Genomic DNA, 26,704 nt, shown 5'->3' with positions numbered 1-26,704 from the left:
GCTCCGCGCCGCTGGGCGAGGAGATCGTGGTCGCATGAGCATCGAGGTCAACAACGAGTCCGGCGTCGAAGTCGACGAAGGGCTGCTCGTCGCGCTGGCCGGGCACGTGCTGGAGAAGATGGGCGTCAACCCGCTCGCGGAGCTGTCCATCCTGGTCGTCGACGAGGCCGCCATGTCCGACCTGCACGAGCGGTGGATGGGCGAGCCCGGCCCGACCGACGTGCTGGCCTTCCCGATGGACGAGCTGCGTCCGGGCGGAGGGACCGGGGCGCGGCAGGAGGGGGACGCCCCGGCGGACCCGGCCCTCCTCGGCGACGTGGTGCTCTGCCCGCAGGTCGCCGCCAAGCAGGGGGCCGAGGCCGGGCACGGCACCGAGGCGGAGCTGGAGCTGCTGTGCACGCACGGCATCCTCCACCTGCTCGGCTACGACCACGCCGAGCCCGAGGAGCACAAGGAGATGTTCGGGCTCCAGGGCGAGCTCCTCGAGTCGTGGCGGGAGGTGCGCCCCCAGCGGTGAGTCTCGCCAACGGGTGGTTGCCGCTGGCCGTCGTCCTCGTCGTGGCCGGCGGCCTGATCGCCAGCGCGGAGACCGCGCTGACCCGCATCTCACGGGTGCGCGCGGAGGAGTTCGTCCGCGAGGAGCGCCGGGGCGCGCAGCGCCTGCAGGCGATCGTCGCGGACCCGCCGCGCTACCTCAACCTGCTCCTCCTGCTCCGGCTGACCTGCGAGCTGGTCGCCACGGTGATCGCCACCCTGCTCTTCGTCGACCTGCTCGGCGACCAGGGCTGGGCCTACGCGGCCGCGGCCGCGGTCATGGTGGTGATCAGCTACGTGATCGTCGGGGTCTCCCCGCGCACGCTGGGCCGCCAGCACGCCGAGCCGATCGCCCTGGCGAGCGCCCCGGTCGTGTACGGCCTCACGCGGATCTTCGGCCCGCTCCCCACGCTGCTCATCCTGCTCGGCAACGCGGTGACGCCCGGCAAGGGCTTCCGGGAGGGGCCGTTCACCTCCGAGGCCGAGTTGCGCGACCTGGTGGACCTGGCCGAGCAGCGCAGGGTCATCGAGCCGGACGAGCGCGAGATGATCCACTCGGTCTTCGAGCTCGGCGACACCCTCGTGCGCGAGGTCATGGTGCCGCGCACGGACATGGTGTTCATCGAGCGGGGCAAGACGCTGAACCAGGCCCTGTCGCTCGCGCTGCGCAGCGGCTTCTCCCGCATCCCGGTGGTCGGCGAGAACGAGGACGACGTCATCGGCATCCTCTACCTGAAGGACATCGTCCGCCGGCTGCAGGACACCGGCGACGCCGGTCGCGCCGAGGCGGTCGAGTCGGTCATGCGCCCGGCCAGCTACGTGCCGGAGAGCAAGCCGATCGACCAGCTCCTGCGGGAGATGCAGGCCCGCCAGATCCACCAGGCCATCGTCATCGACGAGTACGGCGGGACGGCCGGCCTGGTCACGATCGAGGACGTGCTCGAGGAGATCGTCGGCGAGATCACCGACGAGTACGACCAGGAGACCCCGCCCGTGGAGCCGCTGCAGGACGGCTCCGTCCGGGTGACGGCCCGGCTCCCGGTGGGAGACCTGGCGGAGCTGTTCGACGTCGAGCTCGACGTCGAGGACGTGGAGACGGTCGGCGGCCTGCTGGCGCACGCCCTGGGCCGCGTGCCGATCGCGGGCTCCGAGGCCGTGGTGGAGGGGCTCCGCCTGACGGCGGAGAGCCTCGCCGGGCGGCGCAACCGGATCGGCACGGTCCTCGTCCGGCGGCTGGAGGAGTCCGGCCGGGACGAGGTCCCCGCCTCCTCCGAGCGCGACTGAGCCCGCCAGGCCCTCCCCGACCGTCCCTTCCCGGCGGTTCCTCCCCGCGCGGCTTTCAAGCCCGGCGCAAGCACGCTGCAAGCGCCCCGGGCGACCCTCGTGGTGCGGCACCCGTGGCGGGGAGCCGGAGAGAAGGCCCGAGCGCCCGGAGGGGTTCAGGCGCGGCGGGCGGACTCTCGGGGAGACAGGGCGTGCACGGCGCCCGGCTCGGAGGCGCTCTCTCCCGCGTTACGCGGGAGAGTGCGCCTCTAGGTCTTTCCTGGTGGTTGTCGTTTTCGCCGCCGGGGAAGGAAGCCGGTCGGCGGGGGCGCTCACTCCCCGCGTACGACATTCGGGGGAGGCCATGGGACGGGGGATTCGGGCCGCCGCCGTGATCGCCGCCTGCGCGCTCCTGGCCGGGACCACGGCGGGATGCGGCACCGAGGCGGCGCCCGGAGGGAAGGCACGGCAGGACGCACGGGCGGGAGCCGGGGGCGGCACGGGGGCCGCGGCCCGTCCGGCGGCCGCACGGCCGGCGGGGGTGCTCCGTCAGGCCGAGGACCTGCCGGAGGGGTTCTCCGCCCGCCCGCGCGCCGCCTGGAGGCCTCCGGTCCGCCCGGCCGACGCCGACTGCCGCCGCGTGCTGGACGCCGTGGCGGGCGCGTCCGCGGCACGGGCCCGGGGAGCGGAGCCGGGCGCGTCCCCGGAGCGGGGGCGGGCGGAGGGGCGGGTCCGGGCCGACGCGGGGGCCCGGACCGACGGGCGCGGGCCCGCGGCGCGGGGCCGGGCCGTCCGGGAGGCGGTGACCTATTCCGGGTACGGGCTGGGCGAGCTGGCGGGGGTCGGCCTGGAGGCGCATCCGGGCGAGGGCGCGCGGCGCCGTTTCACCGCGCTGGCCGCGGCGCTGGACCGCTGCCCGGTGGTGACCGGCCCGGCGACCGGCGCCGCCGCGGACCGGGACACCCTCCTGCGGGTCTCCCCCCTGGCGCTGGACCGGGTCGGGGACGACCTCCGGGCCCGGCGCCTGCACGGCAGGCTGAACGGCTACCCGTACGAGATGCACCTGGTCTTCGCCCGGTCGGGGCGGATCCTGATGTCGCTGGTGCACGCCGGGGTCGCGGAGGTCGACGCCGGGCGCACCCGGCGGCTCGCGGACTTCCTCGCCGGCCGGGCGGCCGCCCTGGCGGAGCGTGACCGGGAGGAGGCGTGACCTCGGGGAGGCGCGGCTCGGAGGGCCGGAGCGGGAATGCGACCGGGTGGGGCGTGACCTCGGGGAGGCCCGGCCGGGAGCGCGACCGGGCGGAGGCGTGACCGGCGTGCGGGCGACCGCGTTCGCGGGCGGCCGGGGAGGCTGAATACGCTTGTGCCGTGAGTGACGCGACCCTCGACCCCGAGGACAACAAGATCATCGTTCTGGCCCGCTCGGCCCGCGCCCGCAGCGGCGCCGCCGAGGGCGCGGCCGTGCGCGACGAGACCGGCCGGACCTATTCCTCGACCAACGTCGCCCTGCCCTCGCTGACCCTGTCCGCGCTCCAGGTCGCGGTGGCGATGGCGGTCTCCAGCGGGGCCCGGTCCCTGGAGGCCGCGGCGCTGGTCACCGCGGGCGACGGGCCGAGCGAGGCGGACGTGCAGGCGGTGCGCGACCTGGGCGGGCGGACCCTGCTCGTGGCCGACCCGGACGGGTCCCTGCGGCGCGGCTGAGGCGGCCGCGGGGCGCGGGGCGTCAGAGCCGCCCTGCGGATCGGGGACAATGGACGGTGTGAGTTCCTCAGCTGCTGATTTCCGCGCGGGTTTCGCCTGCTTCGTCGGCCGGCCCAACGTCGGCAAGTCCACGCTGATGAACGCGTTGGTCGGCACCAAGGTGGCGATCACCTCCTCCAAGCCGCAGACCACCCGGCGCGTCATCCGCGGCGTCGTGCACCGCGAGGACGCCCAGCTCATCATCGTGGACACGCCCGGGCTGCACCGGCCGCGCACGCTGCTCGGCGAGCGGCTGGACAGCCTGGTGCTGTCCACGCTCACCGAGGTGGACGTGATCGGCTTCTGCGTCCCCGCCAACGAGCCGGTCGGCAAGGGCGACCGGTTCATCGCGGAGAAGCTGGCGGCGGTGAAGAAGACCCCGGTGATCGCCGTGGTGACCAAGTGCGACCTGGCCACCCGCGAGCAGATCGCCGAGCAGCTGCTCGCGGTCTCCCGGCTCGCCGAGTTCGAGGAGATCGTCCCGGTCTCGGCGCAGTCGGGGGAGCAACTCGACGTGGTGACCGACCTGCTGACCGCCAGGCTCCCGCAGAGCCCTCCGCTCTACGAGGGCGGGCAGCTCACCGACGAGCCCGAGCAGGTCCTGGTCGGCGAGCTCATCCGGGAGGCCGCCCTGGAGGGGGTCAGGGACGAGCTGCCGCACTCCATCGCGGTCGTCGTCGACGAGATGCTGCCCCGGGAGGGCCGCGACGACCTGCTGGACATCTACGCTCACATGTTCGTCGAGCGCCCGTCCCAGAAGGCCATCGTCATCGGCCACAAGGGGTCGCGGCTGAAGGAGGTCGGCAGCCGGGCCAGGCAGCAGATCGAGGCGCTGCTCGGCACCCGGGTCTACCTGGACCTGCGGATCAGCGTCGCCAAGGACTGGCAGCGCGACCCCAAGCAGCTGCGCCGCCTCGGCTTCTACGACTGAGTCTCCGCCGGTTCCGCGCGGAACCGGCGGAGACTCAGTCGTGCCCGCCGACTCCGCGGGGACCTCCGCCGTGCCCGGCGGGTCCGCGGGGCCCCGCCGTCCGGCTCCCGCTACCGGCGGGCCCGGCGGCCCGTGGTCAGCGCGGCGAGTCCGAAGCCGGTCACCGCGAGCGCCGCCGCCAGGGCGACGAACCAGCCGTACTCGACGGTCGGCTCGACCCGGACCAGGTCGCCGACGGAGAACGAGGCGTTCCGCCCCCGCCCCTGCGGGTCGCTGAGGAAGACCAGCAGGACCGCCACCGTCACCGCCCCGGGCAGCGCCGCGAGGGCGGTGAAGGGTCGCTCGCCGCCCGCGACCCCGATGACCACCGCTGCGATCCCGGCGACCAGGGTGAGCACCCCCGACCAGTCGTCCACGCCCCGGACGCTCTCGCTCAGCGAGCCCAGGACGGCGATGTCCGCCCTGACCCCGGCCCAGGGCAGGAACGCGGCCACCACCAGCAGTGCGCCCGTGGCGACCACTCCGACCTGCGCGGTCCGGCCCGGGGCGGCGGAGGCGGCAGGAGGTGTGAGATCGGTCACCGGTCCAGGGTAGGTTCGCCGCCCCGCCGCCGACAGGCACATCGCCCACATCCCCGGGGCGGCCCTTGTCGCCCGGTGCGCAGTCGGCCGGGCGCGCGGAAGCCGGGCACGCGGGACTCGCCCGGCTCCAGGCGGCGGCGTGGACGAGCGGTCGCTCCTGCTCGTGTGGTGTGAGCCGCATTCCCGGACCATGGGAACCGGCGGTTCCCGCGGTGTCGCCCGCCGATGCCGGGCCCGTTTCCGGAGCGCTCCGGCCCGGGGAGGGGCCCGGGACCCGCGGTTTGATCACTTCTTGGTGACCGTTGGCGGCGGCACGCGCGCGGCGGCCGCCGGCTGACGTACTCTGCCCCGGAGATTCCCATGGAAACGGAGGGATCCGGACCCGGAGGGCGTGATGCGCATCAACTGGCGGAGATCATCGCGACCGGAGCCGGACGCCGGAGCGGGACGGCCCGACGGGCCGCCGTCCGGGGACGCCCCCGATCCGGCGTCCCCCGCCGAGCCGCCGCTTCCGCCCCACGGGATCGCCGGGCCGCCGGCCCCCGGCCGGCCCGACGGCCGGGTCCTGCGCCTGGCAGGCTGGCTGGCCGCCGTCGTGGCGGCGGTGCTCGTCGCGGGCTGGACGGTTCTGGAGACGGGCCCGCCCACGGAGGCGGAACTGCTGGAGCAGGCCGGCCTGAACGGCAGGCGGACCCTGCTGGTCGGGGTCAAGGACGACACCCCGGGCATCGCGGTCCGCAAGCCGGACGGCACCTGGGAGGGGTTCGACATCCAGATCGCCCTCATGATCGCCGCGGATCTCGGCTTCCGCGCGAGCGAGGTCGAGTTCCTGTCCATCGAGACCGAGGACCGGGCCCGGATGACGGCCAGGAACGCCGCGGGGCGGCACGTGAAGGTCGACCTCGTCGTGGCCTCGTTCAGCGTGACGCCGGCCCGCCGCGCCAACCGCGCGATCGGTTTCTCCGCCCCCTACCTGGAGACGCAGCAGTCGGTCATCACCCGCAAGGGGCACGCCGAGATCACCTCGCTGACGCAGCTGAGGGGCCGGAAGGTCTGCACCCTCGCCGCCTCGACCTCCGAGACCGAGATCGACCGGGCGGGGGCCGACGTGACCCGCAAGAACCGCATCAGCGACTGCGTGGCCGGGCTCAAGGCGAAGGAGTACGAGGCGGTCACGACCGACACCGCGATCCTCTCCGGGTTCGTGGCCGAGGAGCCCGACCTGCTGGAGCACCACGACATCGGCCTGGAGACCGCCGAGCAGTGGGCCGTCAACGCCGGCAGCAACGAGGCGCTGCGCACCCTCGTGAACCTCTCGCTGCACCGCTCCGCCACCGATCCGCAGGACACGCGCTGGGAGGAGGCCTACGAGCGGTTCATCTCCCCGATGCAGGCCCACAATCCCAAGGAGCAGGTCGCCGGGAGCACGCAGCCCGCCGTACCGGAGCCCGACGTGCGGCGCTGGCCGTGGGAGCGGGGGATCCCTCAGCGGAACGCCGGGTGAGCGGGACCGGGGCGGAGGCGTCCGGGGAGGGGCGCCCGCGCGGCCAGGCGCCCGAGGCGACCGGGCTCCCGTACGGCGGGGCGCCCGTGCCCGGGGAGGCGGCCGGGCTCCCGTACGGCCAGGCGCCCGTGACCGGGGGCGTGAAGGGGCGTCCGCGCGGCGGGGCGCCCGTGCCCGGGGGTGCGGGCGGGCGCCCGCCCGGGGGCGGCCAGCAGTGGGTGTTCGCGGTGCTGCCGGCCTTCCCGCTGGCGCTGCTCGTCGTGCGGCTGTGGTACGCCAGCCGGCAGGACACCCAGACGCTGCTCCTGCTGGTCCAGCACGTCAGCGCGCTGGGGCTGCTGACCGCGGTGCTGCTGACCACCCTGTGGGTGCTGCCCGCCTTCGTGCTGGTGGCCCGCGCCCTCGGCGTCCTCTACCGGGTGAGCACCGGGCGGTCGTCCTGGCTGTCGATGGCGGCCGACCGCATCCCCGACTGGATCGTGGTGCTCGCCGTCCTGACCGGCCTGGTGAGCTGGCAGCTCCGGTTCCTGCCCACGCTCGCCATGCTCTCGCTGGCGGTGCTGGGCCTGAGCATGCACGACCGCAGGCCCGGCCGCCGGGACCTGGTCCTGCTGCTCACGCTGGTGCTGCCCGCGGTGGTGGCTCTCGGGCTCTACGCCTGGCTCGCCCCGGCGATCGGCCAGGCGTTCGCCGAGGGGGACGTCGTCACCGCGGTGCTGCTGACCCTGCCGCCCGGGCTGTCCGTGCTGCTGACCGGTCCCGTCCCGGCCCGCGCCGCCGCCGCGTTGACCTCCGCGCTGGCCGTCTCGCTGCTGGTGGTGGCGCCGCTGTTCACCGCGGCCGTGGTGGTGCAGGCGCCGGTCCTGCCCCTGGTGGGGATGGAGATCTCCGACAGGGGCGCCGACCCGGAGATCGCCGGGAAGGTGCTGCTGGGCCACGTCATCACGGCCGACGACCGGTTCGCCACCTTCCTCGACCGCGACGGCACCGTGCGGTTCGTGCCCAACGGGGCGGTGGTCTCCCAGTTCCTCTGCCCGGACCTCGGGCAGATCCCGCGCAGCCGCGTGGCCCTGCACCGCTGGTACGTCGAGCACAGCGTGCTCGCCTGGTTCGCGCCCGACCCGCTGGAGAAGCCCAGCGACCCGCGCTGCCCGGGCCGCCCGGCCGGGCGGGGCGACCGGGACGGCTCCCGGGCCGCCCGCGGGTGACCTCCGCCTACTGGCGGTACTCCTCGACCTCGTCGACCGGGCGCGGCTCGGCGGAGTCGGGGTCCTCCCCGAACTCCCGGTGGGCCCGGCGCTGCCTGAGCAGGTCCCACGCCTGGTCGAGGGCCTCCTCGATCGAGCGGATCCGGTGGTTCTCCTCGTGGGAGGAGATCGAGCCGGACGCCAGCAACGCGCGCAGATCCCGCTCCTCGGCGATGAGCCGGTCGATGTGGGCGAGGATGTCAGAGTCCTTCATGGGTCCCCCCTGTCGGCGCTCCCTTTTCGGACTGTATCCGACCGGCCTCCCGTACCCGGCGGGCGGCCGGTCCCGCCTCCCTCGGGGGGACGGGCTCCGCCGCAGGCGGGAGGCGCTGTCCGGGGCGGTATGCGGGCGCGCGGGCGAGGACCGAGCGGGCGGCCGCGCGTCCCGCCGGGCCCGTCCGCGGAGGGAAGCGGGCGTCCCGGGATGTGAGACCGGCGCCCGGGCATCGAGAACGGTCTGATAACGTGCTATGCGTGCTGCGCGGGCTGCTTCTCCTTAGCCGCCGCGACGAGGGCCTGTAACAGGCCGGCTCCCTCGTCGCGGTGCGAGCCATGCGTGTCGGCCGCGACAGTCTTCGAGCCGAGGAGCACGAGCAGATGCATCCGCAGCAGCCCAGTCCCATGCCGTTCCAGCGCTACCGCCCTTATCAGCCGGTCCGGCTGACCGACCGCACGTGGCCGGACAAGGTCATCACGAAGGCGCCCCGCTGGTGCGCGGTGGACCTGCGCGACGGCAACCAGGCGCTGATCGACCCGATGGACCCGCACCGCAAGCTGAAGATGTTCGAGCTGCTGGTCCGGATGGGGTTCAAGGAGATCGAGGTCGGCTTCCCGGCCGCCTCGCAGACCGACTTCGACTTCGTCCGCCAGATCATCGAAGAGGGCCGGATCCCCGACGACGTCGTGATCCAGGTCCTGACCCAGGCCCGGCCCGAGCTGATCGAGCGGACCTTCGAGGCGATCCAGGGCGCGAAGTCCGCCATCGTGCACCTGTACAACTCGACCTCCACGCTGCAGCGCCGCGTCGTCTTCGGCCAGGACCGCGAGGGCATCACCGCCATCGCCGTCGAGGGCGCCAAGCTCTGCAAGAAGCTGGCCGACGCCTCCGACGTGGACGTCCGCTTCCAGTACTCGCCGGAGTCCTTCACCGGGACCGAGTTGGAGTACGCCGTGGAGGTCTGCGACGCGGTCAACGAGGTGTGGCAGCCGACCCCGGAGCGCAAGGTCATCATCAACCTGCCCGCCACGGTCGAGATGGCCACGCCGAACGTCTACGCCGACCAGATCGAGTGGATGCACCGCAACCTGGCCCACCGCGACTCGATCATCCTGTCCCTGCACCCGCACAACGACCGCGGCACGGCCGTGGCCGCCGCCGAGCTGGGCTACATGGCCGGCGCCGACCGCATCGAGGGCTGCCTGTTCGGCAACGGCGAGCGCACCGGCAACGTCTGCCTGGTGACGCTGGGCATGAACCTGTTCTCCCAGGGGATCGACCCGGAGATCGACCTGTCCGACATCGACGAGATCCGCCGGGTCGTCGAGTACTGCAACCAGCTGCCGGTCCACCCGCGCCACCCGTGGGGCGGCGAGCTGGTCTACACGGCCTTCTCCGGCTCCCACCAGGACGCCATCAAGAAGGGCTTCGAGCACCTGGAGCGCGACGCGGCCGCGGCGGGCGTGCCGGTGGACGAGTTCACCTGGGAGGTGCCGTACCTGCCGATCGACCCCAAGGACATCGGCCGCACCTACGAGGCCGTGATCCGGGTCAACAGCCAGTCCGGCAAGGGCGGCGTCGCCTACATCATGAAGGCCGACCACCACCTGGACCTGCCGCGCCGGCTGCAGATCGAGTTCTCCCGCGTCATCCAGGCCCGGACCGACGCCGAGGGCGGCGAGATCACCCCGGCCGCGATGTGGGAGGTCTTCGCCGACGAGTACCTGCCGAACCCGTCCAGCCCGTGGGGCCGGCTGGGCCTGCTGGCGCACCGCAACTCCTCCACCGGCGACGGCGAGGACGCCATCAGCGCCGACCTGCGCGTCGAGGGCGAGATCCGCGAGGTCACGGGTGTCGGCAACGGCCCCATCTCCGCCTTCTGCGACGCCCTGGCCGGGGTCGGCGTCCAGGTGCGCGTGCTGGACTACGCCGAGCACGCGATGAGCGCCGGCAGCGACGCCAAGGCCGCCTCCTACGTCGAGTGCCAGGTGGGCGACGAGGTGCTGTGGGGCGTCGGCATCGACGGCAACACCACCACCGCCGCGCTGAAGGCGATCATCTCCGCGGTCAACCGCGCCGCCCGCTGACGATCCCGGACCTCCCTCCCGGTTCCGTACGGCGGCCGCCCGTACGGCTCCCGCCCGGACCCGGCACGACCTGCCGGGTCCGGCCCGGTGGGCACCCGCCAGGCGCCGCCGCCCCGGCGTGTCCGCAGGACCCGCGTCCTGCGGCGACCGTGCCCCCGAGGGGCGGGCCGGTCAGACGGGCAGGCCCAGCAGGGCGGCGTGGCAGCGCATGGTGTGCTCGAAGGCCGGGGCGGGGTCGAGGATCACCTCGTTGAACTGGCCGAACAACTCGAAGCCGACCCAGCCGAACAGGCCGGTCCAGGCGACCAGGGCGCGCGCGACCACCTCGTCGGGGACGCCGGGCATGATCTCGCGCACCCGCGCCGCGTCCCGGCCGAACGGGGCGGGCACCGGCGGGCAGACGTCCGGCGGGTTCAGCGCCCCGGCGCGGTGCGCGTCGGACAGGATCCGGCCGTAGACGACGGTGTCGCGCACCGCGGCGGCCACGGTGTCCACCGGCGCCTTGTAGCCGGGCACCGGCGAGCCGTACAGCAGGGCGTACTCGTGCGGGTGCGCCAGCGCCCAGTCCCGTACGGCGCGGCAGACCGCCAGCCAGCGGCCCGTGTGGTCCTCTCGGGGGCAGGCCGCGTCGGCCGCCTCCACGGCCTCTCCGATCGCGTTGTAGCCGTCGATGATCAAGGCGGTGAGCAGGTCGTCCCGTGAGGGGAAGTAGCGGTAGATCGCCGAGGAGACCATGCCCATCTCCCTGGCCACCGCGCGCAGTGACAGTCCCGCCGCGCCCTCGACGGCCAGTTGCCTGCGGGCGATGTCGGTGATCTCGCGGGTCAGCTCGGCCCGGACCCGTTCCCGTGCTGTACGGCCTGCGTTCATACGACGACCGTATCAGAGCACCGGATAAAAGTGAGAGCACTGCTCTTGACGAATCGTGCTCCATGGAGAGAGCATTGCTCTCGTAACGGAACGCCAATCCATTCCCGTTCCCGGTGCCGCCGCGCGGCTCGTCCGGGACCGCTGAGAGGGAGATCGACATGGGGAAGCACGTCGTCGTCGGAGCGGGCCAGGTCGGCTCCCACGTCGCCCGGCTGCTGGCCGGGCAGGGCCACGAGGTCGTCCTGGTCAGCCGGTCCGGCTCCGGCCCGCAGGCGCCGGGGATCCGCAAGGAGGCCGCCGACGCGGCCGACCGGGAGCGGCTGGCCCGCCTGGCGGCCGGGGCCGAGACGGTCTACAACTGCGTCAACCCGCCCTACCACCGCTGGGCGGAGGCATGGCCCCCGCTGGCGGCGTCGATGCTGGCCGCCGCGGAGGCCGCCGGTGCGGGCTACGTCATCCTCGGCAACCTCTACGTCTACGCCGCCCCCGACCGGCCCATGAAGGAGAGCGACCCGCTGACCCCGCCCAGCGCCAAGGGCGCCGTCCGGGCCCGCGTGTGGCGGGACGCGCTGGCCGCGCACGAGGCGGGGCGGGTCCGGGTGACCGAGGTGCGCGGCTCCGACTTCTTCGGCCCCGGTTGCCGGGACCAGTCGCACCTGGGCGACAGGTTCGTCCCGCGGCTGCTGGCAGGCAAGCCCGTCCGCCACGTCGGCGACCCCGACCAGCCGCACAGCTGGACCTACGTGCCGGACGTGGCCCGGGCCCTGGTGGCCGCCGGGACCGGCGAGCGCTCGTGGGGGCGGGCATGGCACGTGCCCACGGGCCCGGCGACGACCTACCGCGCCGTGGCCGAGCGGCTGTGCGCGCTGGCGGGCGCGCCGGCCCCGGCGGTCAAGACCATGCCCCACTGGCTGCTGCGCGCCGCGGGCGCCTTCTCGCCCATGATCGGCGAACTGGAGGAGCTGCGCTACCAGTTCGTCCGGCCGTTCGTGGTCGACTCCACCGACTCCCAGGAGGTCTTCGGCCTGGCGCCGACCCCGCTGGACGAGGCGCTGACCGCCACGATCGCCTGGTGGCGCGAGCGCCTGGCCGCCGCGGCCTGAGCCGTGCGGTCCGCGTCGGCTCGCGCCGGCTCGCGCCGCGCGAAACCGCGGCTCACCGGACCCCGGCGACCGGAGGCGGGACGCGGACCGGCCCGCCGGGACGCGGGAAGGCGCCCGGCGGGCCGGGAGGACGGGCCGTCAGGGGTACAGGCCCCGCAGGCGGTGGGCCTCGGCGACGCGGCCGACGCCGATGAGGTGGGCCGCCTGGCGCAGGGTGACGCCCTGCGCGGCGGCCGTCTCCGCGACGGCGTCGTAGGACTGCTCCATGAGGTCGCGCAGCTTCATCTCGACCTCGGCCGCGCTCCAGGAATGGGCCTGCAGGTTCTGCACCCACTCCAGGTAGGAGACGATCACCCCGCCCGCGTTGGCCAGGATGTCCGGGACCACGGTGATCCCGGCGTCGGCCAGGATCCGGTCGGCCTCGGGCGTGGTGGGGCCGTTGGCGCCCTCCACGATCAGCCGGGCCCGGATCCGGGAGGCGTTCTCCTCGGTGATCACACCCTCCAGCGCCGCGGGGACGAGGACGTCGACGTCCAGTTCCAGCAGCTCGGCGTGGGTCAGCGTGTCGGCGCGGCGGTAGCCGCGCACCCCGCCGCTCTCGGCCACCCAGGCCCGCAGGTCGTCGACGTCGAGTCCGGAGGCGTCCACCACCGCGCCCGTGACGTCGGAGACCGCCACCACGCGGCAGCCCGCGTCGGCCAGGTAGCGGGCGGCCAGCGCGCCGACCTTGCCGAAGCCCTGGACCGCGACGGTGCGGCCCTCGGGCGAGCCGGCCATGGCCTTCAGCGCGGCGATCTGGACGCCGCGCGAGGTCGCGCCGGCCCGGCCCAGGGAGCCGCCGAGCGTCATCGGCTTGCCGGTCACCACGCCGGGCACGGAGTAGCCCGCGTTCACCGAGTAGGTGTCCATGATCCAGGCCATGGTCTGCTCGTCGGTGCCGACGTCGGGAGCGGGGATGTCCCGCTCCGGGCCGATGATCGGCAGGATCTCGTTGACGTAGCGGCGGGTGACCCGCTCCAGCTCGCGCGTGGTCAGCGAGGCCGGGTCCACGGCGACGCCGCCCTTGGCGCCGCCGTACGGGATGCCGACCAGCGCGCACTTCCAGGTCATCCACATGGCCAGCGCGGTGACCTCGTGGATGTCGGTCGACGGGTGGAAGCGGATGCCGCCCTTGGCGGGCCCGCGGGTGATGTTGTGCTGGACCCGGAAGCCCTGCACGACGTCCATCCGGCCGTCCTCGCGGCGCACGGGCACCGCCACGGTGAGCGAACGGCGGGGCGTGGCGAGCATGGTGCGCAGACCGTCGTCCAGGCCGAGCCGGTCGGCCGCCTGGTCGAGCTGGAAGAGCGCGGAGTCGAGGGCCTGGCGGCCCGGGGTGATCAGGGATGTGGTTGCCGGCGTCGTTGACGGCACCGTGATCGACATGAAGGGAGTCCTCCATACGGCGGACGGAGCGCCGTTGCTCCGCCCGGTGTGATTGGTCGGGATCAGCGTAACCACGGAGCGTCACCATCGGGGGACGGCCGTGTTGCGTTCTCGTGGCCGGTCCGTGTGACGACCCTCACGTGTCCGCCGATCCGCTGTTACCGATCAAACCGCTTGGGCAGTGGGAGGGGAACACGCCGATATGGCAGGCTTCTTGTCATAGATCCGCCATTGTGTAGTGGCTGAGGGGGACGGGACGTGCCGGAACTTGTGGTCGGGCCGCTGCTGCGCTATGTGGACGAGACCCGCGCCTCCCTCTGGGTGGAGACCAGCGAGCCCTGCGAGGTGACGGTCGAGGCCGGACCGGCGCGGGGGAGCGCGCGGACGTTCACCGTGCACGGCCATCACTACGCCCTCGTGGACGTGGCGGGCGGCGGCGCCTACGAGGTCCGCCTCGACGGCGAGCGCGTCTGGCCGATCCCGGGCTGGCCGCCCAGCCGCATCCGGCTGCTCGGGCCCGCCGGGCCCCGGCGGGTGATGTTCGGCTCCTGCCGGACCAGTGTGCCGCACGACGCGCTGCACACGATCTCGCACGGGGTGGACGTGCTGCGCTCGTACGGCATGAGCCTGAAGGAGACGGCCGAGGAGGACTGGCCCGACCTGCTGCTCCTCCTCGGAGACCAGGTCTACGCCGACGAGCCGTCCGCGGAGATGCTGGAGTTCATCGCCGCCCGCCGCGACAGCGAGCCGAAGAAGGAGATCGCCGACTTCGAGGAGTACGCCGAGCTGTACCGGGTCGCCTGGACCGAGCCGGAGATCCGCTGGCTGCTCTCCACCGTGCCCAGTGCGATGATCTTCGACGACCACGACCTGCGCGACGACTGGAACACCTCGGCGGACTGGCGGGCGAAGATGGCCGAGGTGGAGTGGTGGCCGCGCCGGGTGGTCGCGGGGCTGGGCGCCTACTGGGTCTACCAGCACCTGGGCAACCTGTCGCCGGCCGAGCGCGAGGCCGACGGCCTGCTCGCCAAGCTGTGCGCCGCGGAGGGGGACGGGGCGCAGATCCTCGACGCGTTCGCCGAGCACGCCGACGCCGTCCCCTCCGACAGCAGGTGGAGCTACGCCCGCGACCTGGGCTCCACCCGGCTGATCATGCTCGACACCCGCTGCGCCCGCCGGCTCACTCCCGGCGACCGGCGCATGATCGACCCGGTCGAGTGGGAGTGGCTCACCGAGCAGCTGGAGCGGGGCGGCGCCGAGCGCTTCGTGATCGGATCGTCGGTCCCGTTCCTGCTCCCGGCGGGCATCCACCACGTGCAGACGTGGAACGAGGTCCTGGCCCAGGGAGCGTGGGGCAAGGGGGTCGCCCGGCTGTCCGAGCTGCTGCGCCAGGGCATCGACCTGGAGCACTGGTCGGCCTTCCGGCGCTCCTTCGAGGACCTGGCCCGGCTGCTGGTCGCGACGGGCAAGCCGGTGATCATCCTCTCCGGCGACGTGCACTACTCCTACGCGGCGAAGGTCCGGCGGCACCCGATCCACCAGCTCGTCTGCTCACCGATCCGCAACCCGCTCAGCCGCACGCTCCGCCTGGCCAACATCGTCGCCCAGTTCGGCGTCGCGACCCTGGTCGGCGGCGGGCTCGCCCGGCTGGCGCGGGTGCCCCGGCCCCCGATCCGGTGGCGGATCACCGACGGGCCGTGGTTCTCCAACGCCGTCGCCACGCTCACCCTGGACGAGACGCCTTCGGCCCGCTGGGACACCGCCACCGCGGCCGGCGGCCTCACCGAGATGGCCGAGATGCGGCTCACGGCCTGAGGCCGCCGGCGCCCCTCCGGAGGGGCGCCAGCGGCCGGGCCGGGAGACGGGATCAGCGGGCGAGGTCCTCCAGCGCGCCGGCCAGCTGGTCGACGGCCCACAGCAGGTCCTCTTCGGAGATGACGATCGGCGGGGCGAGCCGGATGGTGGAGCCGTGGGTGTCCTTGGCGAGCACACCCCGGCGCATCAGCGCCTCGGAGAGCTCCCGGCCGGTGCCGAGGGACGGGTCGATGTCCACGCCCGCCCACAGGCCCCGCCCGCGTACGGCCACCACGCCGCGGCCGACCAGGCCGGTCAGCCGCCCGTGCAGCAGGGCGCCCAGCTCCCTGGCCCGCGCCTGGTACTCCCCGGTGCCCAGGAGCTCGATGACCGCGCGGGCCACCGCGCAGGCGAGCGGGTTGCCGCCGAAGGTCGAGCCGTGCTGGCCCGGCCTGATCACGCCGAGGACGTCGGTGTCGGCCGCGATGGCCGAGACCGGGACGACGCCGCCGCCCAGGGCCTTGCCGAGCACGTAGATGTCGGGGACGACGCCCTCGTGGTCGCAGGCGAAGGTGTCGCCGGTGCGGCCGAGCCCGGACTGGATCTCGTCGGCGATCATCAGCACGTTGTTCTCGGTGCACAGCTGGCGGACCTGCGTGAGGTAGCCGTCCGGCGGCACGAGCACGCCCGCCTCGCCCTGGATGGGCTCCAGCAGCACCGCGACGGTGTTCTCGTCGACGGCCTCGCGGATCGCCTCCACCGAGCCGTACTTCACGATCTTGAAGCCGGGCGTGTAGGGGCCGTAGCCCTCGTGGGCGTCGGGGTCGGTGGAGAAGCTGACGATCGTCGTGGTGCGGCCGTGGAAGTTGTCCTCCATGACGATGATGTTCGCCTGGCCGGGGGCGACGCCCTTGACCTCGTAGCCCCACTTGCGGGCCGTCTTGATGGCGGTCTCCACGGCCTCGGCGCCGGTGTTCATCGGCAGGACCATCTCCTTGCCGGTGAGATCGCCCAGACCGGAGACGAAGGCGGCGAACTGGTCGTGGAAGAAGGCGCGGCTGGTCAGGGTGAGCCTGCCGAGCTGCTCCCGGGCGGCCTCGATGATCTTCGGGTTGCCGTGGCCGAAGTTCAGCGACGAGTAGCCGGACAGGCAGTCCAGGAACCGCCGCCCCTCGACGTCGGTGACCCAGGCGCCCTGCGCCTCGCGGATCACCACGGGGAGCGGGTGGTAGTTGTGCGCGCTGCGGCGCTCGCTGAGCTCGATGAGCTCGGCCGTGCTGGTCATGCGTGTGTCACCGTCTTCCGTGGTTCGCAACCTTGCCGTCCCGCGTTCATCCCCGGATCTCCAGCGTGCAGCACTTCGGGCCGCCGCCGGCCTTGCGCAGCTCGGACATGTCGACGGGGACGACCTCGAAGCCCTCACGTTCGAGCGTGCGCCGCAGCCCGGTCGCCTCGGCGTTGACCACCACGTGGGTGCCGTCGCTGACCGCGTTGAGGCCCAGTACGACCGCGTCGTCCTCGTCTGCGATGAGGGCGTGGGGGAAGAGGCGGCGCAGTACCTCCTGGCTCCCCGGAGAGAAGGCTCCTGGGAAGTATGCAACGTTATGTCCGTTTAGCGGGAAGAGTGCGGTGTCCAGGTGGTAGAAACGGGGGTCCACCAGCCGCAGCGTCACGACCGGGCGGCCGAGGAACTCCTGCGCCTCCGAGTGCGCGGCCAGATCGGTGCGGAAGCCGGTCCCGGCCAGGATGACGTGGTCGAGGGTGAGGAAGTCGCCCTCGCCCTCGTTGGTGAAGGCCGGCTCGTGCACCCGGTCGAACCCGTTGCGGACGAACCACTCCAGGTAGGCCGGGCCCTCGGCCGCCCGCTCGGCGTGCTTGAAGCGCGCGCCGTACACCCGGCCCTCCACGACCAGCGCGCCGTTGGCGGCGAAGACCATGTCCGGCAGCCCCTCCACCGGCTCGATCAGGCTGACCCGGTGACCGAGGCCCTCGTAGGCGCTCCTGAGCTCCTCCCACTGCCGGATCGCCTTCTCGCGGTCGGCCCCCGCCGCGGGATCCATCCACGGGTTGATCGCGTACTCGACCGTGAAGTGCTCGGGCCGGCACATGAGGAAGTGCTTCGTCGTTCTCCGCCCGTCCGCCGCCGGCCGCGGCGCGGTGGCGGTGGACGGGACGGCGGCGGACGGGCGGCTCTCCCGTCCCGGGATCCCGGTGGTCATGCTGCTCGCTGTGATGGCGCACCCCCTGTGGAGGACGTCGGATCGTGGACGGCAACAGACTAGGAACGGCGTTCGCGCAGGCCAAGGTGGTTGTCATGCGCACCGGCGCGGTTTTCTTGCGTCCTTCAGGCCAGGAAGGGGGATCCGTTGCGCGTGCTCCCCGCGGGGGCGTCGACCAGCCGGGAGAGCACGATGGAGCTCTTGGTCCGCACCACGAACGGCTCGGCGGCGATGCGCTCGATCACCCGCTCCACGTGGCGCACGTCGGTCGCCCGGATGTGCAGCAGCGCGTCGGCCTCACCGGTGATCGTGCACGCCGAGACCACCTCGGGATGCCGGGCCACCGCCACCCCGATCTCCGCCGGGGAGGTCTTGCCCGCGCAGAACAGCTCGACGTACGCCTCGGTGGTCCAGCCGAGCGCCGCGGGCTCCACCCGCGCGGTGAAGCCCGTGATCGCCCCGGTCTCGCGCAGCCGGTCCACCCGCCGTTTCACCGCCGAGGCCGACAGGCCCACCCGCTGCCCGATCTCCGCGTAGGTGGCGCGGGCGTCCTCGACGAGCGCCCCGATGATGTCGCGATCCAGCCGGTCCAACTCCACGCTGCTTTGTAACACAGCACCGGGGCGGACGCGTCCGCGGCCCGGCGCCGCCGCGCGGGGCCGGCCCGCGCGGCCGCAGGGGCGTCCCCGCCCGTACGGCGGGCCTGCCGGCCTGTACGGCGGGCTCTCCCGGTCGGGTGCCCCGCGTCCGCCGCCCCGGCCCGCGGACACGGCGGAGGGCCGCGGAGACGGCGGAGGGCCGCGGAGACGGCGGAGGGCCGCGGCGCGGTGCCGCGGCCCTTCGCGGACGTCCTCCCGCACGGCGGGAGCCGGCGGGAACCGGGGGAGGAACCGGAGGAGAGGGGACCGGATCAGGTCGGCTCGGCCTCGCCGGTCGCCTGCTCCAGGGCCTCCTCCGGGGAGGTCTCCAGGTCGTCGCTCTCCTGGGCCTTCGCCGCCGACGCCTTGTCCAGCCGGACCCAGCTCGTCACGCTCTCCACGGCGAACATCACGCCCAGGTAGACGGTGAGCGCGGCCAGCACCCAGGTCAGCGCGCCCAGCGCGGCGCCCGCCCCGATCAGCAGGAGCCGGATCTCCCAGCCCAGGCCCGCCCGGAACACCCAGTCGGGCGGCCAGATGCCCTGGCGCGTCCGGTAGACCGTGTCGTAGGTGTGGTAGCCGACCACGTACAGCAGCACGAACAGCAGCCACTTGGGCGCGTTCGCGGCCAGGCCGACCAGGATGACGACCAGGAACTCGGTGCCCCGGATCAGCGGCGGCACCATCCAGTCGAACTTGCCCAGGTGGTCGCGGGCCGCGGTGGGCAGCACCAGCACGACCATGACGAGGGCCGGGACGAGCAGGAACGGACCGGAGGACGGCAGCCCGGTGGCCCCCAGGGCGATGACGGCCAGCAGCGCGACCAGGGCGGCCGGCACCGGGGGCAGGCCCGGGCCGACGGCGCGGCGGAGCGCGGTGACGAGCGGGCCGTCGTCGCGGTAGGCGAGCAGGCGCGCGGTCTGGACGCGCAGGCGCTCCTCGTAGGGGTCCGGAGCGGGGGTGGCCTGCGGCTGGGTGATCATGCGAGCGACCTCAACAGACGTCCGGTGAGCGAGTAGGCGGCCCCGACGGAGCCCCAGATGATCAGTGCGAGGAAGGTGACCCGGGCGTCGAAGAGGGCGCCGGTGATCGCGATGACGGCGAAGCGCTCGCCGATCGGGAACACGACCATCTTGCGGGCCCAGTACACGGCCCGGTACTTGCCGGCCTTGCTCCACATCTTCAGCAGGCTGCGGATCCCGTTCTTGCGGGCGGCCTTGCGCTCCTCCAGCGCCGCGCGCAGCGGCGTGTCGGGGACGACCGAGAGCGGGATGGACGGCAGCGGCGACGGGGGCTTGCGCCGGTTGGCCGCGCCGAAGGAGAAGTCCAGCAGGTGCCGGATGGACTGCAGGGCGAGCGCGACCAGCGCCAGCGTCCACACGTCGCCGATCCCGGAGACGGCCGCGCCGACCGCGAGCCCGGCGAAGACCACGTACTCCTTGAACCGGTCGAAGGTGGCGTCCAGCCAGGCGCCGAGCACGCCGAACTTGCGGGCGTACCGGGCGAGCTGGCCGTCCACGCAGTCGAACACGAACGCGAAGTAGATCAGGATGCCGCCGGCCACCATCCCGAGGCGCTCACCGGTGGCGAAGCACGCCGCGGACGCCACGCCCAGGGCGATCGAGATCAGCGTGACCTGGTTGGGCGTGAGCCCGCGCCGGGCCGCCCAGCGGGCGATGAAGCGCGAGTAGGTGCTGACGAAGAACGTGGTGAAGAAGCCGTCGGCGCCCTTGACCGCGTTGTTCAGCCGGGCCCGGTCCTCGTTGAAGGCGGCCATTTCCGCCGGGAACTGCTCCGCCTCGGCAGGCGTGGCGACCCGGCGGTAGAACAGGTCGCGGCGGCCGCGGATGCCGACCGAGACGCCGCGCCGTACCAGGCCCAGCACCAGCAGCTGGACCAGGTCGTCCTCCGGGCCGAACAGGTGGGCCATGCCGGCCAGCTCGCGGGCCGCCTCGGCCAGCGTCGGCGCGTGCTTGACGTGCACGTGCAGCGGGCCGAGCAGGACGGCGTTGGGCCGGGTCACCGCGTGGTAGGCCGAGCCCACGGAGATCACGCGCGACTTCGCGGCGCGCACGCGGACCGGGAGGCCCTCGAGCGTCCGGTCGCCGATCTCCGGCTCGGCCTCCTCGATCGGGACGTTCGGGACGATGGCGTCGCCGTTCTCGTCCTCCTCCCGGGGCTCCTTGGTGATCAGTGCGAGCGCGCCGCGCTTCGACTTGGTGATCTGGTAGAGGAGCTCGTCGTGGACCAGCGAGTTGGCCGGGAGGATGAGCAGGTTCTCCGTGGCCTGCTCGGCCGCCTCGGCCACGGCGCGCAGGTCGCCGGCCAGGTCGGAGGTCTCGACGAGCGTGCCCGGGAGACCCCGGTAGGCCGTGGCGTCGCCGGCGCGGGCGATCGTCACCGGCGCGGGGTCGAGCGAGGCGAGCTGGCCGTGCAGCTTGCCGATCACCGTGGGGGAGCCGGGAAGCGCGGGCAGCGTCAGCGCGGCGGGCGGCGTCGACTGGCCGGGGGCGGCATCGGGGCCGGGCGGTGAGCCCAGCAGGACCACGCGGGGCATGGCACCCTTTCGTGCGGGGGTGAGGTGGAACCGGGTCGAACATGGCGGGAAAGTTCGCCAGGGGCCAAAGTTTAGTGAGTTCCCAGTGAACAACATGCACTCGTGACCCATCCGTGCCGAGTGATCGTTGCGGAAGGCTTGCCGGGCGGGCCGTCCCCTTAGACTGGACAAGTGAGTCTGTACCGTGACGAGGGCGTCGTGCTACGCACCCACAAGCTGGGGGAGGCCGACCGGATCATCACGGTGCTCACCAAGCGGACCGGCAAGATCAGAGGCGTGGCCAAGGGCGTGCGGCGGACCACGTCGCGCTTCGGCGCCCGGCTGGAGCCGTTCACCCACGTGGACCTCCAGCTGCACACCGGCCGCTCGCTGGACGTGATCACCCAGGTGGAGACCATCCGCCCGTACGGCGAGGCGCTCATCTCCGACTACCCGCGCTACACGGCGGGCAGCGCGATGCTCGAGACGGCCGACCGGCTGATCATGGGGGAGAAGGAGCCCGCGCTCCGGCAGTTCCTGCTGCTCGTCGGGGGGCTGAGGGCGCTGTCGGCCGCCGAGCACGAGGCCCGGCTGGTGCTCGACGCCTACTTCCTGCGCTCGCTGGCCGTGGCCGGCTACGCGCCCGCGCTGACCGCGTGCGCCCGGTGCGAGGGCGCCGCCGTGCGGGCCTTCGCGATCGTGGCGGGCGGCGCGGTGTGCGGCAACTGCCGCCCGGCCGGCGCCGCCGTGCCCGCGGGGGAGACCCTGGCCCTGATGAGCGCCCTGCTGCGGGGCGACTGGCCCGCGGCCGACGCCTCCGAGCCCCGGCACCGCGCCGAGTGCAGCGGCCTGGTCGCCGCTTATCTGCAGTGGCACCTGGAACACGGCATACGCTCTCTGCGACACGTAGAAAGGGAGCCCGTAACGTGAACCTCCGTCCCCCAGCCCCCCACCCCTCCGGCGCCGTGCCCCCGCCGATCCCGCGCGACCTGGTGCCCCGGCACGTCGCGATCGTGATGGACGGCAACGGCCGGTGGGCCAAGCAGCGCGGCCTGCCGCGCACCGAGGGGCACAAGGCGGGCGAGGCCTCGCTCTTCGACGTGATCGAGGGCGCGCTCGAACTGGGCATCCCCTACCTGTCGGCCTACGCCTTCTCCACCGAGAACTGGAAGCGCTCACCCGACGAGGTCCGCTTCCTGATGGGGTTCAACCGCGACGTCATCCGCCGCCGCCGCGACGAGCTGCACGCGATGGGCGTGCGGGTGCGCTGGGCCGGCCGCCCCGGGCGGCTGTGGAAGAGCGTGATCTCCGAGCTGCAGGACGCCGAGGAGATGACCCGCGACAACTCCACGCTGACCCTGCAGTTCTGCGTCAACTACGGCGGGCGCGCGGAGATCGTGGACGCCGCGCTCAAACTGGCCGGGGACATCGCCGCCGGACGGGTCAAGCCGGGCCGGGTGAAGGAGGAGACCTTCGCCCGCTACCTGGACGAGCCGGATATCCCGGACGTGGACCTGTTCGTGCGCTCCTCCGGCGAGCAGCGCACCTCCAACTTCCTGCTCTGGCAGTCGGCCTACGCCGAGATGGTCTTCCTCAACCGGCTCTGGCCCGACTTCGACCGCCGCGACCTGTGGGAGGCGTGCGAGATCTACGCCAAGCGGGACCGCCGGTACGGCGGGGCCGTGCCCAACGAGGTCGCCTAACGCGTCCGCGGCTCCGGGCGGGGCCGCACTCCCCGCGGGACGGGGCCGTGTGGTCGCCGGGCGGGAGGCCGGGGAAGGCCCGCCGCACGCGCGCCCGGTGCGGCCTCAGGCGCGGCGGCGGGCCCGGTAGGCGGCCACGTGCATGCGGTTGCCGCAGGTGCGGCTGTCGCAGTAGACCCGCGAGCGGTTGCGGGACTCGTCGACGAAGACGCGCTCGCAGTCGGGGGCCGAGCAGGTGCGCAGGCGCTCCCACTCGCCCTCGACCAGCAGGTGGGCCAGGGCCACGCCGAGGTCGGCCGCCAGGTGCTCGCCCAGCGAGGCGCCCGGCGCGAAGTAGTGGACGTGCAGGGCGTGGCCGTCGTGCTCGGTCAGCCGCGGGGTGATGCGGGTCTCGCTCAGCAGCGTGTTGAGCCGGATGACGGCGGTGGCCTGGTCGGGGGCGGTGAAGACCTTGTGGAAGGCGTCGCGGAGGGCGCGCACCTGGGCCAGGTCGGCGGCGCCGAGCCCGCGGACGCCGCTGATCTGCCAGCGGTCCACGAACTCCGCGAGTTTCTCCAGGTCGTCCAGCCGGTCCTCGCCCCCGGTGGCGGGTGAGGTGTTGACCAGGTCGACGGCGGTGGCGAGCGAGTGCACCATGTCGTGTCCGAATGGCATGTCGACTCCTGTGGGTGCGGTTCGGCGTGGTCGCGCGTACGGCGGCTCGCCGTTTGCGGAAGCGTATCCCCCCGGCGCCTTCCCGCACCCGTCCGTCACCGCGCTCCGCCGTATCGGTATCGCCTCGATCGGGGGAGCGCCGGCGGGAGAGCGGTCGCCGTGTCCGCCGGCCCGCCGCGGGGCGCCCCTGAGCGCTCCGCCCGGTCAGGCCGGCGCGGAGGACGAGCAGGACGAGCAGGTGCCGAAGACCTCGACGGTGTGCGTGACGTCGGTGAACCCGTGTTCGGCGCCGACCGCCTCGGCCCAGCGCTCCACCGCCGGGCCGGCCACCTCGACGGTGTGCCCGCAGCGGCGGCAGACCAGGTGGTGGTGGTGGTCGCCGCTGGCGCACGCCCGGTAGACCGACTCGCCGTCGTCGGTGCGCAGGACGTCGACCTGGCCCTTGTCGGCGAGCGCCTGCAGCGCCCGGTAGACCGTGGTCAGCCCGATCTTGGCGCCTTCCGCGCGCATCTCGGCGTAGACGTCCTGCGCGCTGCGGAAGCCCTCGCTCTGCCGGAGGATCTCGTGGACGGCATCGCGTCTGTTGCTCATGGGCGGGACTCCTGTGGTCGGCTTCGGCGTACGAATCTACCGAGCCCGAGGGCCAGGACGAACCCTCCCAGCGCGACGAGCACGATCAGGGCGCCCGGCGGCGCCTCGACGTAGAAGGAGGTGGTCAGCCCGCCCACCGTGGCGACCACGCCGAAGAGCACGGCCAGCAGCATCGTGCTGCGGAACCCCCGGGTGAGCTGCTGGCCGGTCGCCACCGGGACCACCATCAGGGCGCTCACCAGCAGCAACCCCACCACCCGCATGGCGATGACCACGGTCAGCGCGGCGACCACGGCGATCAGCAGGCTGAGGAACCGGACCGGCAGGCCCGCGGCCCTGGCGACCTCCTCGTCCTGGCAGAGGACGAAGAGCTCCCGGCCGAAGACCGCCAGGACGCCGAGCACGGCCACCGCGAGCCCGCCGATCACCCACACGTCCTGCAGCGTGACGGTGCTGATCGAGCCGAACAGGTAGGACGTGAGGGTGGCGTTGCTGCCGCCGGGGGCCAGCGAGATGAGCAGCACGCCGCCGGCGATGCCGCCGTAGAACAGCAGGGCCAGCGCCACGTCGCCGCTGGTCCTGCCGCGTGCGCGGACCAGCTCGATGGCCACGGCGCCGAGCACCGCGACCAGCACCGCGGTCAGCACGGGGGCGGTGCCGGTGAGGAAGCCGAGCGCCACGCCGGTCAGCGCGACGTGCCCGATGCCGTCGCCCAGCAGGGCCAGGCGGCGCTGCACGATGAAGGTGCCCACGGCCGGGGCGGTCAGGCCGATGAGCAGCGCCGCGATCAGGGCGCGCTGCATGAAGCCGAACTGGAGGAGCTCGATCACCGCTCCGCCTCCCGGCGGGCGGGGCCGGGGCGCCGGCCCGCCGTGCGGCGGGTCGCGGCGTGGTCGGCCGCCGTACGGTCGGTCACGGTGCGGGTCTCCATTCCAGAGGGCTCGCGGGCTCTTCCGCGGCGTGCGGGTGCACGTGGTCGTGGCCGGGCAGCGCGTGCGTGCCGACCGCGTGCGGCGGCGGCCCGTCGTGGCAGACGCAGCCGTCGCGGATGACCACCGCCCGGGTGACCAGCGGCTCCAGCGGGCCCAGCTCGTGCGCGACCAGCACGACCGTCCTGCCCTCCGCCACGAGGCGGGCGAGGGTGTCGGCCAGCATCTGCTGGCTGGCCGCGTCCACTCCGGCCGTGGGCTCGTCCATGACGAAGGTGTCGGGCTCGCCGGCCAGGGCGCGGGCGATCAGCACCCGCTGCTGCTGCCCTCCCGACAGCGCCTGCACCGGATCGCCGGCCCGGTCGGCCAGGCCCACCGCCTCCAGCGCCCGGGCGGTCGCGGCGGCGTCGGCCGCGCTGGTCGGCCGGAGCCGGCGCTGCCGGGCGATCCGGCCGGAGGCGACGACCTCGCGGATCGTGGACGGCACGCCGCCGCCCACCGAGAGCCGCTGGGGCACGTAGCCGATCCGCCACCAGTCGCGGAAGCGGGCCGGTGGCGTGCCGTACAGGAGGGTGGAGCCCCCGGAGAGGGGGACCAGGCCGAGCAGGGCGCGCACGAGGGTGGACTTGCCCGACCCGTTGGCGCCGAGGACGGCCACCACCTCGCCGGAGCGGACGGTCAGATCGATCCCGCGCAGCACCGGGCGGTGGTCCAGGCTGACCTGGCCACCGCGCATGGTGAACGCCTCTTCCATCTCAGTCACCTGGTGCCTTCACGGGGTGCGGTTACGTGCAGCGGAGCGCCGCCTGGAGCGTCGTGAGGTTGCGCCGCATGGCGGAGAGGTAGTCGCCCTGCTCGGGCCGGCTCTCGATCGGGTCGAGGACCGCCGTCGTGGCGCCGATCTCCTGGGCGAGGACCTCGGCGACCTTCGGGCTGACAAGGGTCTCCGTGAAAATGGTAGTCACTTTTTCCCGTTTGGCGACTTCGGCCACCTCGGCCAGGCGCGCGGGGGAGGGCTCGGCCTCCGGATCGACGCTGATGCCGACCTGCGTGAGCTTGTAGCGGTCGGCGAGGTAGCCGAAGGCCTCGTGGCTGGTGACGATGGAGCGGGCCGAGCAGCCCGCCAGGCCCTCGGCCAGTTCGCCGTCGAGGGCGGTGAGGTCGGCGGCGGTCTTGGCGGCGCGCTCCCGGTAACCCGCGGCGCGGGCCGGGTCGGCGGCGGCCAGCCGCTCGCCCAGTGCGGTCGCGACGGCGGCGAAGCGGCTCGGGTCGAGCCAGATGTGCGGGTCGTAGGAGACGTCGTGCGCGTGCTCCTCCTCGTGCCCCTCGTCCTCGTGCCCCTCGTCCTCGTGCCCCTCCCCGGCGTGCTCCTCGCCCTCGTGGGCCTCCTCCGCGGCGATGGTCGCGACCGCCGTGGCCGCGTCGAAGCCGCGGTCCGCCGCGTGCTGCTCGACCGCCTCGTCGACGGCGGGCTGCACGCCCTTGATGTAGGCCACCAGCGAGGTCTGCTCCAGCCCGGCCACCTGCGCGGGCGTCAGCTCCAGGTCGTGCGGCTCGACACCGGGCTCCGTCAGGGCGGTGACGGTGACGTCGGACCCGCCCACCCGCTCGGCCAGCCACTCCAGGGGGTACAGGGCGGCGGTGACCTCGGTACGGCCGTCCGCCGCGCCGACCGAGTCGGCGCTTCCGGAGCCGCAGGCGGCGGTGGCGGCGGCGAGGGCGGTGACCCCGGCGAGCACGCCGGCCACCCGCATGCGGATACGTTGGGAGGAGTCGGACATCATGTCCGACAGTATGCGTGTAAATGAAAACGGTTGTCAAAACCGGGTCGGGTATGCCGGCTGCCGGTGCCCGGTGGCCGTCATCGAGGTGACGAGCGTGCGCGTCGCGGCGCTGGGCGAGGTGGACATCGCCCAAGTGGCGGACGAGGGAGAAGGCCACACGACGGTCGCGCAGCGGCGTGCGGCCCATGAGGAGTTCTGGCACGGCCGGGAGATGCGCTCGGCTCCGGGCGACGCCGCCTTCACCGTGGACGACACCACCCCGGTGGTGCTGGAACGCTTCCGCGTCGTCGCCGATCTCCGTACGGCGTGACGCCACGTGCCGGCCGGGACGGGGTCCGCGGAGCGCGTCACCCC

Annotated in this window: 27 protein-coding genes; 13 read left to right on the top strand and 14 right to left on the bottom strand. The window is 73.6% G+C overall.

Annotation, left to right across the window (positions count from 1 at the left end):
• Window positions 1-34 precede the first annotated feature (34 nt).
• The 5 genes from ybeY to era all read left to right on the top strand — a co-directional run bounded on the left by ybeY (window position 35) and on the right by era (window position 4,468).
• Complete coding sequence (ybeY, locus tag ABD823_RS11630) at window positions 35-517, top strand: rRNA maturation RNase YbeY (RefSeq protein ID WP_344858682.1); 483 nt, start codon at window positions 35-37, stop codon at window positions 515-517.
• Window positions 514-1,818 (top strand): hemolysin family protein, encoded by a 1,305-nt coding sequence (locus ABD823_RS11625; RefSeq protein WP_344858680.1) that lies wholly within the window; start codon window positions 514-516, stop codon window positions 1,816-1,818. Before ybeY ends, ABD823_RS11625 begins: the two co-directional genes overlap by 4 nt.
• Window positions 1,819-2,161: 343 nt before the next feature.
• Window positions 2,162-3,007 carry a hypothetical protein gene (locus ABD823_RS11620; RefSeq protein ID WP_344858678.1) on the top strand — a complete coding sequence of 282 codons (846 nt, stop codon included), beginning with the start codon at window positions 2,162-2,164 and terminating at the stop codon, window positions 3,005-3,007.
• Window positions 3,008-3,165: 158 nt separating this feature from the next.
• Window positions 3,166-3,498, top strand: coding sequence for a cytidine deaminase (locus ABD823_RS11615; RefSeq protein ID WP_344858676.1), 333 nt, complete (start codon window positions 3,166-3,168; stop codon window positions 3,496-3,498).
• A gap of 49 nt (window positions 3,499-3,547) precedes the next feature.
• Window positions 3,548-4,468: a GTPase Era gene (gene era / locus ABD823_RS11610; RefSeq protein WP_344858674.1), complete on the top strand. Its 921-nt coding sequence runs from the start codon at window positions 3,548-3,550 to the stop codon at window positions 4,466-4,468.
• Window positions 4,469-4,578: 110 nt separating this feature from the next.
• On the opposite strand, the gene ABD823_RS11605 is transcribed toward era, so the two are convergent.
• Window positions 4,579-5,049 carry a hypothetical protein gene (locus ABD823_RS11605; protein WP_344858672.1) on the bottom strand — a complete coding sequence of 157 codons (471 nt, stop codon included), beginning with the start codon at window positions 5,047-5,049 and terminating at the stop codon, window positions 4,579-4,581.
• A gap of 394 nt (window positions 5,050-5,443) precedes the next feature.
• Here ABD823_RS11605 and ABD823_RS11600 point away from each other — a divergent pair, with 394 nt between their 5' ends.
• Both ABD823_RS11600 and ABD823_RS11595 read left to right on the top strand, forming a co-directional pair.
• Window positions 5,444-6,553, top strand: a complete 1,110-nt coding sequence (locus tag ABD823_RS11600) for a transporter substrate-binding domain-containing protein (protein ID WP_344858671.1) — start codon at window positions 5,444-5,446, stop codon at window positions 6,551-6,553.
• Entirely contained in the window at window positions 6,550-7,761 is a 1,212-nt protein-coding gene (locus tag ABD823_RS11595; protein ID WP_344858669.1) for a hypothetical protein, read from the top strand. The genes ABD823_RS11600 and ABD823_RS11595 overlap by 4 nt, the downstream gene beginning before the upstream one ends.
• A gap of 7 nt (window positions 7,762-7,768) precedes the next feature.
• Here the strand turns inward: ABD823_RS11595 and ABD823_RS11590 are convergent, their stop codons facing one another.
• Window positions 7,769-8,014, bottom strand: coding sequence for a DUF2630 family protein (locus tag ABD823_RS11590; RefSeq protein ID WP_344858667.1), 246 nt, complete (start codon window positions 8,012-8,014; stop codon window positions 7,769-7,771).
• 383 nt (window positions 8,015-8,397) lie between these two features.
• On the opposite strand from ABD823_RS11590, the gene leuA reads away from it, so the two are divergent.
• Entirely contained in the window at window positions 8,398-10,104 is a 1,707-nt protein-coding gene (leuA, locus tag ABD823_RS11585) for a 2-isopropylmalate synthase (RefSeq protein WP_344858711.1), read from the top strand.
• Window positions 10,105-10,275: 171 nt separating this feature from the next.
• Here the strand turns inward: leuA and ABD823_RS11580 are convergent, their stop codons facing one another.
• Window positions 10,276-10,974 (bottom strand): TetR/AcrR family transcriptional regulator, encoded by a 699-nt coding sequence (locus ABD823_RS11580; RefSeq protein WP_344858665.1) that lies wholly within the window; start codon window positions 10,972-10,974, stop codon window positions 10,276-10,278.
• 158 nt (window positions 10,975-11,132) lie between these two features.
• On the opposite strand from ABD823_RS11580, the gene ABD823_RS11575 reads away from it, so the two are divergent.
• A complete protein-coding gene (locus ABD823_RS11575; RefSeq protein WP_344858663.1) occupies window positions 11,133-12,077 on the top strand; it encodes an NAD-dependent epimerase/dehydratase family protein in 945 nt (314 codons plus the stop codon).
• A 138-nt stretch (window positions 12,078-12,215) separates the two neighbouring features.
• Here the strand turns inward: ABD823_RS11575 and ABD823_RS11570 are convergent, their stop codons facing one another.
• Entirely contained in the window at window positions 12,216-13,502 is a 1,287-nt protein-coding gene (locus ABD823_RS11570) for a Glu/Leu/Phe/Val family dehydrogenase (RefSeq protein WP_344858662.1), read from the bottom strand.
• 258 nt (window positions 13,503-13,760) lie between these two features.
• On the opposite strand from ABD823_RS11570, the gene ABD823_RS11565 reads away from it, so the two are divergent.
• A complete protein-coding gene (locus ABD823_RS11565) occupies window positions 13,761-15,317 on the top strand; it encodes an alkaline phosphatase D family protein (protein WP_344858660.1) in 1,557 nt (518 codons plus the stop codon).
• Between the two features lie 52 nt (window positions 15,318-15,369).
• Here ABD823_RS11565 and rocD read toward each other — a convergent pair whose 3' ends face one another.
• From rocD to ABD823_RS11540, 5 genes are all read right to left on the bottom strand, one after another.
• Window positions 15,370-16,581 (bottom strand): ornithine--oxo-acid transaminase, encoded by a 1,212-nt coding sequence (gene rocD / locus ABD823_RS11560; protein WP_344858658.1) that lies wholly within the window; start codon window positions 16,579-16,581, stop codon window positions 15,370-15,372.
• Between the two features lie 46 nt (window positions 16,582-16,627).
• Entirely contained in the window at window positions 16,628-17,404 is a 777-nt protein-coding gene (ddaH, locus tag ABD823_RS11555; protein WP_425566596.1) for a dimethylargininase, read from the bottom strand.
• Window positions 17,405-17,640: 236 nt separating this feature from the next.
• Complete coding sequence (locus ABD823_RS11550; RefSeq protein WP_344858654.1) at window positions 17,641-18,114, bottom strand: Lrp/AsnC family transcriptional regulator; 474 nt, start codon at window positions 18,112-18,114, stop codon at window positions 17,641-17,643.
• Between the two features lie 311 nt (window positions 18,115-18,425).
• Entirely contained in the window at window positions 18,426-19,136 is a 711-nt protein-coding gene (locus ABD823_RS11545; RefSeq protein WP_344858653.1) for a DUF5941 domain-containing protein, read from the bottom strand.
• Window positions 19,133-20,710 (bottom strand): CDP-alcohol phosphatidyltransferase family protein, encoded by a 1,578-nt coding sequence (locus ABD823_RS11540; protein ID WP_344858651.1) that lies wholly within the window; start codon window positions 20,708-20,710, stop codon window positions 19,133-19,135. Before ABD823_RS11540 ends, ABD823_RS11545 begins: the two co-directional genes overlap by 4 nt.
• 171 nt (window positions 20,711-20,881) lie before the next feature.
• Between ABD823_RS11540 and recO the strand changes: the two genes are divergently transcribed.
• Both recO and ABD823_RS11530 read left to right on the top strand, forming a co-directional pair.
• The gene (gene recO / locus ABD823_RS11535) at window positions 20,882-21,619 is read left to right on the top strand and encodes a DNA repair protein RecO (RefSeq protein ID WP_344858649.1); all 738 of its coding nucleotides are present in this window, start codon (window positions 20,882-20,884) and stop codon (window positions 21,617-21,619) included.
• Window positions 21,616-22,392, top strand: a complete 777-nt coding sequence (locus ABD823_RS11530) for an isoprenyl transferase (RefSeq protein ID WP_344858647.1) — start codon at window positions 21,616-21,618, stop codon at window positions 22,390-22,392. Before recO ends, ABD823_RS11530 begins: the two co-directional genes overlap by 4 nt.
• 105 nt (window positions 22,393-22,497) lie before the next feature.
• Here ABD823_RS11530 and ABD823_RS11525 read toward each other — a convergent pair whose 3' ends face one another.
• The 5 genes from ABD823_RS11525 to ABD823_RS11505 all read right to left on the bottom strand — a co-directional run bounded on the left by ABD823_RS11525 (window position 22,498) and on the right by ABD823_RS11505 (window position 26,350).
• Window positions 22,498-23,046, bottom strand: coding sequence for a CGNR zinc finger domain-containing protein (locus tag ABD823_RS11525; protein WP_344858645.1), 549 nt, complete (start codon window positions 23,044-23,046; stop codon window positions 22,498-22,500).
• Between the two features lie 204 nt (window positions 23,047-23,250).
• Window positions 23,251-23,637, bottom strand: a complete 387-nt coding sequence (locus ABD823_RS11520) for a Fur family transcriptional regulator (protein ID WP_344858643.1) — start codon at window positions 23,635-23,637, stop codon at window positions 23,251-23,253.
• Entirely contained in the window at window positions 23,634-24,467 is an 834-nt protein-coding gene (locus tag ABD823_RS11515) for a metal ABC transporter permease (protein ID WP_344858642.1), read from the bottom strand. The genes ABD823_RS11520 and ABD823_RS11515 overlap by 4 nt, the downstream gene beginning before the upstream one ends.
• 82 nt (window positions 24,468-24,549) lie before the next feature.
• Complete coding sequence (locus tag ABD823_RS11510) at window positions 24,550-25,320, bottom strand: metal ABC transporter ATP-binding protein (RefSeq protein ID WP_344858709.1); 771 nt, start codon at window positions 25,318-25,320, stop codon at window positions 24,550-24,552.
• A gap of 31 nt (window positions 25,321-25,351) precedes the next feature.
• Window positions 25,352-26,350: a metal ABC transporter substrate-binding protein gene (locus ABD823_RS11505; protein WP_344858640.1), complete on the bottom strand. Its 999-nt coding sequence runs from the start codon at window positions 26,348-26,350 to the stop codon at window positions 25,352-25,354.
• Between ABD823_RS11505 and ABD823_RS11500 the strand changes: the two genes are divergently transcribed.
• Complete coding sequence (locus tag ABD823_RS11500) at window positions 26,319-26,660, top strand: ASCH domain-containing protein (protein ID WP_344858638.1); 342 nt, start codon at window positions 26,319-26,321, stop codon at window positions 26,658-26,660. The genes ABD823_RS11505 and ABD823_RS11500 overlap by 32 nt on opposite strands.
• The last annotated feature ends 44 nt before the right edge of the window (window positions 26,661-26,704 follow it).

It is taken from the genome of Planomonospora alba (assembly GCF_039534085.1).
GTDB classification, from domain to species: domain Bacteria; phylum Actinomycetota; class Actinomycetes; order Streptosporangiales; family Streptosporangiaceae; genus Planomonospora_B; species Planomonospora_B alba.
This window is presented reverse-complemented; position numbering and strand designations above follow the sequence as displayed.